General features: G+C 60.8%; 11 protein-coding genes. 6 read left to right on the top strand and 5 right to left on the bottom strand.

The genetic code is table 11. The annotated features are described in order from the left end of the window. Positions 1 to 608 precede the first annotated feature (608 nt). Together OQF71_RS05170 and OQF71_RS05165 are read right to left on the bottom strand one after the other, a co-directional pair. Positions 609 to 1,184, bottom strand: coding sequence for a hypothetical protein (locus OQF71_RS05170; protein ID WP_280586257.1), 576 nt, complete (start codon positions 1,182 to 1,184; stop codon positions 609 to 611). Positions 1,185 to 1,385: 201 nt separating this feature from the next. Then, positions 1,386 to 1,568 carry a hypothetical protein gene (locus OQF71_RS05165; protein ID WP_280586256.1) on the bottom strand — a complete coding sequence of 61 codons (183 nt, stop codon included), beginning with the start codon at positions 1,566 to 1,568 and terminating at the stop codon, positions 1,386 to 1,388. On the opposite strand from OQF71_RS05165, the gene OQF71_RS05160 reads away from it, so the two are divergent. From OQF71_RS05160 to OQF71_RS05135, 6 genes are all read left to right on the top strand, one after another. After that, the gene (locus tag OQF71_RS05160; RefSeq protein ID WP_280586255.1) at positions 1,561 to 1,953 is read left to right on the top strand and encodes a hypothetical protein; all 393 of its coding nucleotides are present in this window, start codon (positions 1,561 to 1,563) and stop codon (positions 1,951 to 1,953) included. The two genes, OQF71_RS05165 and OQF71_RS05160, sit on opposite strands and share 8 nt — an antisense overlap. A gap of 268 nt (positions 1,954 to 2,221) precedes the next feature. After that, positions 2,222 to 2,893 carry a hypothetical protein gene (locus tag OQF71_RS05155; RefSeq protein WP_280586254.1) on the top strand — a complete coding sequence of 224 codons (672 nt, stop codon included), beginning with the start codon at positions 2,222 to 2,224 and terminating at the stop codon, positions 2,891 to 2,893. A 178-nt stretch (positions 2,894 to 3,071) separates the two neighbouring features. Continuing rightward, a complete protein-coding gene (locus OQF71_RS05150) occupies positions 3,072 to 3,788 on the top strand; it encodes a hypothetical protein (RefSeq protein ID WP_280586253.1) in 717 nt (238 codons plus the stop codon). 228 nt (positions 3,789 to 4,016) lie between these two features. Beyond that, on the top strand, positions 4,017 to 4,523 hold the full coding sequence (locus OQF71_RS05145) for a hypothetical protein (protein ID WP_280586251.1): 507 nt from the start codon (positions 4,017 to 4,019) through the stop codon (positions 4,521 to 4,523). Positions 4,524 to 4,731: 208 nt separating this feature from the next. Next, positions 4,732 to 5,277: a hypothetical protein gene (locus OQF71_RS05140; protein WP_280586258.1), complete on the top strand. Its 546-nt coding sequence runs from the start codon at positions 4,732 to 4,734 to the stop codon at positions 5,275 to 5,277. Positions 5,278 to 5,502: 225 nt separating this feature from the next. Further along, the gene (locus tag OQF71_RS05135; RefSeq protein ID WP_280586250.1) at positions 5,503 to 6,834 is read left to right on the top strand and encodes a hypothetical protein; all 1,332 of its coding nucleotides are present in this window, start codon (positions 5,503 to 5,505) and stop codon (positions 6,832 to 6,834) included. A gap of 237 nt (positions 6,835 to 7,071) precedes the next feature. On the opposite strand, the gene OQF71_RS05130 is transcribed toward OQF71_RS05135, so the two are convergent. From OQF71_RS05130 to OQF71_RS05120, 3 genes are all read right to left on the bottom strand, one after another. Continuing rightward, positions 7,072 to 8,190 carry a DUF5305 domain-containing protein gene (locus OQF71_RS05130; protein WP_280586248.1) on the bottom strand — a complete coding sequence of 373 codons (1,119 nt, stop codon included), beginning with the start codon at positions 8,188 to 8,190 and terminating at the stop codon, positions 7,072 to 7,074. A 16-nt stretch (positions 8,191 to 8,206) separates the two neighbouring features. Continuing rightward, positions 8,207 to 9,427, bottom strand: a complete 1,221-nt coding sequence (locus OQF71_RS05125) for a hypothetical protein (protein WP_280586243.1) — start codon at positions 9,425 to 9,427, stop codon at positions 8,207 to 8,209. A gap of 676 nt (positions 9,428 to 10,103) precedes the next feature. After that, on the bottom strand, positions 10,104 to 10,529 hold the full coding sequence (locus tag OQF71_RS05120; protein ID WP_280586242.1) for a hypothetical protein: 426 nt from the start codon (positions 10,527 to 10,529) through the stop codon (positions 10,104 to 10,106). Positions 10,530 to 10,571: the final 42 nt, after the last annotated feature.

The following is a 10,571-nucleotide window of genomic DNA, read 5'->3' as shown; positions in this document are numbered from 1 at the left end:
GACCAGTCCACCTACCCCGATCAAGACGCTGCGTCTGCTAGCCATACCTCTACTATATGCTCCTTCCCACTTTGTATTGACTGTCTTGAACCGGATTCAGGCGGTGCCATCATCTGTATCGAGCCGCTTGAAATCGAAGTAATGTACGGGGACCAGTAGCAGACGCCGCACGACCGCCACGAGAGATCGGTGCTCAGGGGTCAACCGGGGCCGTTTCTCATGTCCATACTACTCAAAAACACACGTGTATTCGGGATTCGGTGGCGAGTGATCGTTTGTCTGCGCGGCCGCTGGAAATATGGAGTACCGACCTCGTGGACAGCTCTCGCCAGCCTCGATCGTATCTGGAGTGTTGAGAATATCCTCTTCGGAGTTTCTCGTTGTCGCGGAGCGACGAATGCAGAGAAACAGGTCGCTGATCGGAGAGTCTGACACATGCCAGCTTAGAAACTGAAACGATGTCCCGGCGATTGTTGGCTGTGCCTTGTTGAACAGCAGTCTGTGAGCCACGGCAAACCCGTATCGACATTGAGACTACTGGCGTCAACCGCTAACGCGTCGACACTAACGCTGATCATCTCGACCAGCACCGCTATTCTATAGTGCGGTTAGCTGTTGTCTGTACTCTCGGCGGTGATCGTTAGCGTCACGTCGAAATCTTCGTCTGTACCCATACTACTCCCACGAGTGTCGACGACGAGGTCGTAGGCATTTGAATTCCCGGAGGTCAGCGCTGTGTCACTCGACTGCGTGTCAATGTTGTCGTTGAACCCGGAGTGATTCGAGCCGTCGAAATCTGAGCGGAATTGGAATCCCATACCGATCTCATCGTTGCCGTCGGTCACACTGCCCACGTCGACAACAGTAGGGCCGCTATCGGACGTAAACTCGAAGCTAATACTCTCGACATCTTGAGTACCGTTATTGCTCACGATGAGCATCGGCTCCCACTTGGTCAGCGCGTCGAGATTGATTCCTCCGGAAAGGTCGAATTGGACGGTATCACCGCCACTGTCGTAATCATCGTCGACATCGAGCCCGAGGAAGGCACTCGCGTCTCCGGCCGTCTCAACGTTCACAGTCCGCTCGGCTTCCACCGTCGTGAACGCGCCGGTACTCAGGATCGCACCGCCGCCCGCAACCAATCCGCCCAGTCCGATCAGGACGCTTCGTCTGTTAGCCATACCTACACTCTGTACCCCTACCCACTTTGTATTGGCTTGCTTGGACGGGGTTCAAGCGGTGCCAGAATCGGTATCGGGACGGTTGAACCACCGGCCCGTCTCGTATTCCCGTCTCGGAGTGCTCCCGCGGTCGGGGAAAGCCCGCCAATACAAAAGGATCGGGTCCCGAAATGAAGGTACGAACCGCGATCCGACGCGGCGTCACTCAATGCCGACACGACGACAGACGACGATCGGACTCCTCTCCGCGGCGCTGGGCAGCGCCGCGGTTAGCTCGGCGTCGTCGTTCTCGGGGACGTCGTCTTCCGCCGCCGACCTCCGGGTCGTCGTCGTCTCGGAGTTAACATTGAATCCCGCGCGCCCGAACGCGGAGTACGTGACCACGAACGACGACGGCGAGGTCGAGTCGATCGAGATCCAGCATCTGAACCAGCGTGCGAGTACGTGGTTCGAGGAGCTCATCGAGATCGCGAACAACGGGGACGTGACGTACGACGAGCTCGCCTTCGAGTTCACGGCGACGGACGGGGACGAGTCGAGTGCAGAGGTCGCCGAGACGCTGCAGGTGATTTCCGGCGACGAACCGACCGGAACCAACTCCGAGGGACGGACGACGCTCCTCGGGGACGACGACAAGACGCTCGGGCCGGGCGACGCGGTGGAGTTCGGGGTGATGGTGAACCTGATCGCGTCGTCGTCGCCGGGCAACCGTACCGACCTCCCCGATGCGTCGGATGTCGCCCTCGAGATCACGGCGATCCGCGAGTGAACGGCGGTCATTCGACGGACTTCGGTCAGATCTGATAAACTATTCCGAGGCCTTGGAAGCGTGTCCGTCCGGGCTTTCCGGCTTCAAGGAAGGCTTTCTACCGCTGAAAGGTACGAATGCTTAAGTTAAACCCGTCTTATCGTGTAGGTACGGGACAATGAAGCCAACCAGAAGGAAAACGGTACTCGGACTCGGTGCACTGGCAACTGGGAGCGGAGCGGTCTTTTCGAGCGCAGCGTTCAACAATAGCGTGAACCCGTCATCGGACATGCGGGTCGTCGTGGATGAGAAGCTCACGCTTGAACCGGGGATTCTCTTCCGCGACGGGAGTAACGCGGATGACGGATTCGGTCCGAGCGCTTCGACCCCTCCAGGGAGCGAAACACTCCAAGATCGGAGCAGCAGCTCGCTGTTCGGTGGGAACACCAACGCAGGGCTAGAAAATATTTCTCCGAGTGACCTCCCTGCAGCCGCGATTAATGACGACGTTGATGGGAATCTGTTCCTCGAAGTAGCGGTTGCGCTCGGTGCTGACGACAAGATCGGCGATGCGAGCAACGGCGTCTTCCAGGTCAGAAACGACACGAACAGCAGCCAAGACATCGCGATCCGGTTCCCGACGTTCGGTGAGCAAGCCAACGGTGATACGGACGACGTGACCGAGACACAGGCCGTTGAGACGTTCCGGTTCTTCGACTCGAGCGACGCCCAGATCTCGACGGATGACCCAACGACGGATCCACAAACCGTAGACAATTCTGTCACGGTTAGCCCGGGCGGCATCGAACAAATATACGTCGACTACAATACGACAACGTACGAGAGCGCTCTCGAAACTGCGGCCGGCATTTCGGGGAATCCGTTCCAGCAGCAGACAGCTACAGTTGACCTCGTGGACACGATCAGTGTTGGCACCGAAGACGGTAACAACGTCTCATAAATCGATATTCCCGCCTGCGCGCTGGAGTCGTGCTGTTCCAGCACGCGACATTCGGAGAACGGATCTAATGAACCCCACTCGGCGAAGAACGCTCTTGGGCCTCAGCCTCCTTGCCACCGGGAGCGGTGCGACCCTTACCGCAGGGGCGTTCAGTAATTCTATTCAGTCGGCATCTGATATGCGGGTCGTCGTAGCCGAGAATCTCGAGGTTCGGGCCGGCCAAGCATTCAACGATGACGGGAGTGTTAAATCCAACCATCCTAGTCCCAACGGCAACTCTGAAAACTACGTCGAATACGCTTCAAACACCAGTTTTTTTGATGCCGGCCCTAACGGCGGACTCGAAGACATCGACACCGATGACCTCCCGGTCGCGACGGTCAATCGTCGCGATCAAAACGTTAACGGAGATGTCAAAATTCAAGTCGCAACGAATGTCGACACGACAACAGTAACTTTTACCGACATCCTCGAGATCGAAAACAAAGGTACCGATGCGGTCAAAGTGGGGATCAGCTACGACCGGAACGCGAATCAGTACGGTGACGATGTGAACGTCGGCGGCGATCCACAGACTGAGATCACCCAGCAAACGGTTCAACACATCTACCGGCTCATCGGGCACGGAACGGGAACGTTCGGGAGCGGGCGTATCTCACCTGACCAAAGCGATACGAGTGATGATCCCGCGAATGTGGCCGAGATTGGCTCAGGTGAAACGATCCCCGTCGATCTAAAAGTAGATCTGAACGATATGTTCGGCTTCCTCGACGTACAGAGTCAAATAACGGACGAAGCAACCCTAAACGGTGACCCATTTCAAGGCCGGATTGATACGGTCGATCTGCTCGACGAGATCACCGTCGGAATTGAGGATCCGGACAACCCATTCTAGCCCGGATTCCCGTCTGCTGCCAGTGCCCGTGCTTCGCCTCCTATCCAACGATCCGAAGCGATCGCAGTCGGTTCGACTCCAAACCGACGAACCCGCACAGACCATCCTTCTATACGTTGATAGATGTCTTTTTGCCGGGCTCTATCCGGATAAAGATTAAATAATGACATAAACAAAATGGGGACAATGTCTCACCGCCGTACAGTTATTTCAACGACCGCGTGCTGTGTGTCGATCTCGCTCACAGGGTGTCTAGACACTATCACTGGCGGAGAAGGCGGCCTCGGCGGCGTCGGATCGAACGTTGGTGAGGAGCGGCGGGAAGTCGTCACCACCTATGACGACGCCCTCGCCGCCCGAAACGACGCGACGGAGACGCGCAACACCGGTGTCAAACTGTTCAATGCCGGCGAGCACGCCCGGGCGATGGAATCCATCGAAACCGCGCTGGGAGGCTACGAGGACGCCGAGGCGAGCTTCGCCGAAGCGGCCGAGCTCGCGACCGCACTGACCGAAGAGGAGGCGGCGTCGATCTGCGATGTCGCCCGCGAGGAGACGGCGACCCAGATCGAGGCGACCGAGGCCGCGCTCGCGGCCGCGACCGCCGCCGAGGAGGGCGCCGACGCGTCGACGATCAACGAGCACGTCACGGAGTTCCAAGAGATCGAAGCCGAAGCCAGCGCGCTGACGGTCGAGGACACCGAGGTGCTCGCCGAAACCCTCGGACTCCAGTGAGTCCCCGCGACCGGTCGTCCGACGCAGGCCGGTCCTCGCAGGCAGTACCCGAATATTATATACGGTCTGAAACTAATAACTCGGACGACTCTATGACTGTGGTCCGTCGCGTCCGATCGATCGAAGCGAACTCTCCTCCAGTCGGCGGTCGATCGGCGACGAGGCGCGACCGACGGCCGGCCCCGGCTCGACACGCCGCGGCGTGATGATGTCGCTCACCGATCAGAAGAAGTACACGCCGCCCGAGAAAGACGAGCTGTACGACCTGTTGAGCAACCACCGCCGTCGATACGTCATCCACTTCTGCAAGCGGGCGGACGAGCCCCTCACGCTCTCGGACCTCGCTGAGAAGGTGGCCGCTCGCGAGCAGGACAAGTCGGTCGCGGAGCTCACCTCCGCGGAGCGCAAGCGCGTGTACACGTCCCTCCAACAGACCCACCTCGACCGACTGGCCGACGCCGGCATGATCGACTACGACGGCGACGAGGTGGAACTCACGGACGGGGCCGCCGAGCTCGACGTCTACCTCGACGTCGTCCCCGAGGGATCGATCCCGTGGGGCGTCTATTACCTGGGCGTCTCGCTGCTCTCGACGGTCGTGTTGGCCGGCGTGTGGGTCGGGTTCGTTCCCACCGAAACCGTCCCCGAACTCGGCTGGGCGGCGCTGATCCTCGCCGTGTTCCTCGCGTCGTCGGTCGCGCAGGTGATTCAGAACCGGCGGTACCGGCTGGGCGACGTCGAGGAGCCGCCCTGACGCCCCTGCGTCGGATCAAGGCCCGCAATACTATACGTCCAGACCCCCAACTTCACTACAACGATGACCCCGTAGACGGTCGTACCCGCCTTCGAGCGGCTCGACGTCGATAGACGGGGGAGAGGCCGGACCGACCCGAGGACGGGGAGGCCGGAAACGACGGAACACGACACCATCCAAATGGCAAGGAAACGACGGCGCGATCGCGGCGGTTCAGGCGGGCCCGTGAGCCGCCGGACCGCCCTCGGTCTGCTGCTCGCCGGCGGCGCGGGTGCCGTGGGCATCCAGGGGTCGGGGGCGTTCGACTTGGTCGAGGGCGAACGCGAGTTCAGCGTCGATACCGCCTCGGACGACACCGCGCTGCTGGGCGTCGACGCCGAGGCCCGATCCGGAGCCGACGGGGAAACGATCACGCTGTTGGAGCTCACGAACCGGTTCGACGGCCCGCTGGACTCGATATCGGCCGAGATCGTCAGTGCGTCCGGCGGACCGGTCGATCCGAACAGCGTCCGAACACCGAACTGGCTCGGCCCGGGGGACTCCGGCGTCGTCGAGGCCGACCTGTCCTGCGGAAGCGGGATCGACCAGACGGTCGACGTGGCGGTCGAGGCCTCGGGCCCCGGTCAGTCAGTCGATCTCACGCGGTCGGTCAGCGTGAGCTGCACCGCAGTCGACGACGGCGTGTGCGCTCCGCGCGGCCTACCGCCCGGGTGTACCGTCGCTTCGGCACCCAAATGGGGGAGTTCCGACTGCAGCGTCGTTATCGATACGACCGGACGGGTCAAAGAGCGGATCGCGGGCGGCGTAAACATCGGCGGTGCCGTCGATATCGTGACGGACGATCAGGTCGACTTCAAGCTGAGAGGCGGTGCGAGCGTCGCCGAATACGTTCGAATCGACACGTCGGACGAGATCGACTTCGACATCGGGGGAGGCGCGACCGTCGGAGACGTCGCCCAGTTCACGACGCAAGACGACGTCGATATCGACGTTCGAAATCACATCGGTGGCGGGCTCTGCGTCGACGATGCCGACGGCGTCGTGGTCAACGTCAAGAGCGGCGCCGGTATCGGCGGTGAGGTGTCTCTGAGCGCGATGGATCAGGTGACGTTCGAACTGTCGGGCGGCGCGTCGGCCGGCCCCTTGGCGATCGACGCTCCGGGTCAGGTCGACCTCGTCGCCAAGTGGGGTTCGGAGATAGACGGCAGCGCCGCCGTCAACTCGAGCGATCAGGTGGACGTTCTCCTCGCCGGGAACGAGCGGATTCGCGGTGACCTAACGGTCGACACCGAAAGCCAAGTTGACATCGAACTCACCGGGAGTTCGCGGATCGAAGGCGACGTGACGGTCACCACCGAGGACCAAGCCGAAATCACGCTCACCGGTAACTCGACGATCGAGGGGGACGTGACGATCGATACCGAAGGCCAGGTGGACATCGAGCTCACCGGGAGTTCGCGGATCGAAGGCGACGTGACGGTCACCACCGAGAGCGAAGTCGACATCTCTGACTGCTCGTCCGTCGACGGCAGCGTCACCCCGACAAGCGCGTGTTAAGGCCGGCGGACCGGCCGTTCGGCGCGCCTCGGCTCCCGGCGCGGACACGCGAGACGGGTCGTACCTATCGATAGCGTGAGCCGACGGGCCGCCGCGGTCGGAACGACGAGCCGTCGGAAACGACGTGAATCCGTTCGGCGTCCGGTCCCGTCTCGCTCCCCCGCTTCGGCCGTCTCTTCGCGGTAACCCCGGACTCATCGAGAACTGTACGTCGAACGCTCGAAACGAACCGAAGAGTCAGAAGCCGTGCTCGTCGAACTCGTCGATCGTCATGTCCGCGTAGTTCACGAGCCAATCGCCCGCGGGAGAGTCGGGACGCACGTACACGTAGACGTACTCGCCGTCGAGGACGGTGCTCACGCCGAGCTGTTCGTCCTTGATCACGCGCTTGTTGGTGTCGATCGCGACGTCGACGAGCCCTTCGAGGTCGTCGACGAGGACCGTCGCTTCGTAATCTCGTTCGGAAGGGAACGTCCCGCGCGTTATCCACTCGGAGAACTCCTGTTCCTGTTGGTGCGTCTCTAGTAACTCGCGATCCCGTTGTGACAGCTGTATGTATCCGGCCTTCCGAGCGAAGAGGAGCCCGGCGAGTCCGCCGACCCCGAGCAACAAGACCCCGAGAGAGCCGACCGCCTCTACCGCGCTCGGCTCGGTCGCCCGTTCAACCGTGTCCGTCCGCTCACCCGGTTCGTCGATGGTCTGCATCTCGAGTACGCGGAACGTCTGCGGGTTGACCGTGATCGGCATCACGCTCTCGTAGGTGTCGCTCACGGGTTCGCCGCCGAACGTCCCGTCCACGTTCGAGGTCGAAACGACTCGGATTTGGATACTGCCGGCGGCTCCCAACTGCCGTTCGACGGTTCTGATCGTTTCGAACACGGAGTCGATCTCGATCGTCGCGTTGACCGTATGCGGCTGCTCGGCGGTGACGTTGGTGTCGCTCTCTCTGGCGAGGGGCTCCGAATACTGCCAGAGCACTGTGTCGCCTTCGGTGCCGCGGTACTGGAGCTGCATGTCGGTCGTTACGTCCACGCTACCGTCTCCCGCGGTGTGCTCGTAGGTGTACGCGATATCCAACTCTCGTGAGAGGCTCACGTAGTATATCGGTCGATTACGAACCCGCTCGCCCTCGGTAAACACGAGCGACTCGTTCGTGATCAGTGCGCTGTGATCGTACGCCGTCGACTCGGACCACTGCTCGACGACGACTTCGTTCTGCTCGACATCCGGGGAGGCGTGCACTTGGTAGCTCCACCATCCGCCGACGGCTGCCAGAACGATGACCGCGAATACGAACAGCGCGAACCACTCGTCGAGCAGCGCGCGAACCCGAAGTGATCGATCAAGGTCGCTCACGGTTTGTGATCCGGCATTACTCTACGGTCACGCCCATGGCGTCTATGGTGATGATTTCATCAAACAGGGGTTTGAGCGTATTGATCGATTGAGGGTCCCCAGCGAGCGGGTCGACGTGGAAGTGCGACACCGCATCGCCCCGGCGAAGCGTTCTGAGTAACACGTGTAAGAACCGAAATGTGCTTTTCACATCCTTGTAATTCAACAGGACGTTGATCGAGTCGTAACAAACGCTGATGTTTTCGTCGGCCCCGGACCACTGATCGATCGTCCCGGACACGACGATACCGAGTCGCGTGATATCGTTCGGGTTGTTTATTTTGACGGTCTCGACGGTATCCGCAAGCGGTGCCGGCACCTCCTGTGCGTACCCGACGGAGACCAACTTCGTCCGAGCGGCCTCCGCCGCAATCCGACGGAGCTCCTCCGCGTTCATCTGCTGGTACCGCACGAGAAGCACGGACGGCCGCGGATGGTCGAGATCGTCGTGAAGCAGCCGTTGACAGGTCGTTTCCGTTCGGTCATCCTGCGAACTCGACTCGACGAGTATCGCCGTTCCCGGCGTCAACGCGAGGCCGTCCTGCAGGGCCTCTGGGCCGGACTCCGCCGACGCGTCGACGAAGCCTTCCGCGTCTATTGAACTCGCGTTGGTGTCGGTCGCCGGTCCGCTGTCGGACGACGAGTCGACAGGCGTTTGCGAATCCCAGATTCGGCCTTTCCCCTTGCGCTGATCGCTCGCCGTCGACGCTGACCGCTCAGGGACGGACTCCGTGTCGCTTGTCTCGGTAGCGACGGCTGACTCGGTCTTGGACGCCTCTCGAGATTCGCTCTCCGTTTCGGCAGTCGCCGTCGGCTCGGCGTCCGTCGCGTCTGCTCTCCCGTCACCTTCCGTTTCCTCCGATGTCTCACCCCCGTCCTCGGTCTCGATCCATTCCCAGGAGTCGTCCGGTTCGGTCTCACTCTCCCTGTCTCGGTTCGTTCGCTGTGCGCGGCCCAGCTCGACATCCGCTGCCGTCTGATTGCTGTGATCGCCGGTGTTCTCCGTCTCGTCGGTGCGGCTGTCGACGCGGTCCGCTTCAGCGGTCGTATCCGCGATCGCTTCGCGGTCGTCCGCCTCGTCCTCAAGCCGGGCTGCTATCTCTTGGAACCTCGAAAGTCGCCGAGCGTCTGACCGCCGTTCGTCTCCGTCACCCTCGTCCGCGTCTCCGTCACCCTCGTCCGCGTCTCCGTCACCCATGAGTTGTCCGGAGCGCGAGGAGACCCGACTGATCGCGAGGAAGCATCATACCTTCAGTCATCGATCTCAACCGGTGATCCCCGTTCGTCCGGATACGATTCGATTGTCGTTATTTCTTACAGACATGTCGGATGTAGTGTTAATATAACCTCCCGTTGAAGGGCTTCCGGGGCTATACTTTTCTCATACGTTGTCATTTCAGAGTATAAAATTATCGCACGGGGCGCCACACAACACGTGCACGCAAAAGTTAAATTGATCGCGCACTAACTGTTGACCAGTGTCGGACTCATTTGACCCAGATAGCGGTCTATCTGTCGATGCTGACACCTTCCAGCAGTGGGTCACACATACTGCCAAGTCTCGCGGTGTCGACGAACACGAACTGTTGAACCAATTGGTCTCCGCCTTCTGGGTCCTCGACGAGATGAGTGACGTCGCTGCAAACGTCGACGAGGACGTTTCCTCGAACAGCGACGACACGTGGCCTAACCGGTCACGTGCCGCGGATACCGATGTCGATCAGCGAGATGAGACGCAGTCCGATAGCCGGCCGGACCACGATACCGGTGACGGGTCGGAGCTCGGGACTGCCGCCGATGAACCGCCGTCGGAATTCGACTCCGGTAGCGGTGACGCGGACATCAGCCAAGAGATCGACGACCTCCGTCAGTCGCTACGGAGTGAGATGGATCTCATCCGGACGGTGGCGGAACTCCGTCGGCAAGTCGGGGATCTCTCGCTCGACGTCGAACAGCAGCGCGCTCGCCAAGAGCAGTTCACTGATCGGCTCTCCGATGACATCACGCGGCTGCACAGTCGAGTTGAGAATCTTGACGCCGGTACGAACGAGACCGATACCGAACTCCAGGGCCGCGTCACGGAGCTCCAACAGAGCGTTGCTGAAATCGAATCGACCCACGACGAGTTCGAAGCGTGGATCGACGACGAGTTCGATGAGATCGAATCGCTTTTCAACCAACTTATTGACACGACTCGCCGGCTCGACGAACGACTCGGTGATGTCGAAGAGACCGTCGATACCGTCGCACAGACCGAGAGAATCCGGACTGAACTCTCCGATTTCCGCCGGGAAGCCCAACGGCTGAACGTCGACAACGGACGATGCGAGAGCTGTGACGCC

Origin of the sequence: Halorubrum sp. Boch-26 (assembly GCF_029889805.1) — an archaeon.
GTDB lineage: Archaea > Halobacteriota > Halobacteria > Halobacteriales > Haloferacaceae > Halorubrum.
Note: the sequence above shows the minus strand (reverse complement) of the source record. Positions and strands in the feature narration are given on the sequence as shown.

Coding starts and splice junctions, on each gene's coding strand:
- OQF71_RS05150 (WP_280586253.1), top strand. CDS start 3,072: ATGCGGGTCGTCGTAGCCGAGAATCTCGAGGTTCGGGCCGGCCAAGCA.
- OQF71_RS05155 (WP_280586254.1), top strand. CDS start 2,222: ATGCGGGTCGTCGTGGATGAGAAGCTCACGCTTGAACCGGGGATTCTC.
- OQF71_RS05125 (WP_280586243.1), bottom strand. CDS start 9,427: ATGGGTGACGGAGACGCGGACGAGGGTGACGGAGACGCGGACGAGGGT.
- OQF71_RS05170 (WP_280586257.1), bottom strand. CDS start 1,184: ATGGCTAACAGACGAAGCGTCCTGATCGGACTGGGCGGATTGGTTGCG.
- OQF71_RS05140 (WP_280586258.1), top strand. CDS start 4,732: ATGTCGCTCACCGATCAGAAGAAGTACACGCCGCCCGAGAAAGACGAG.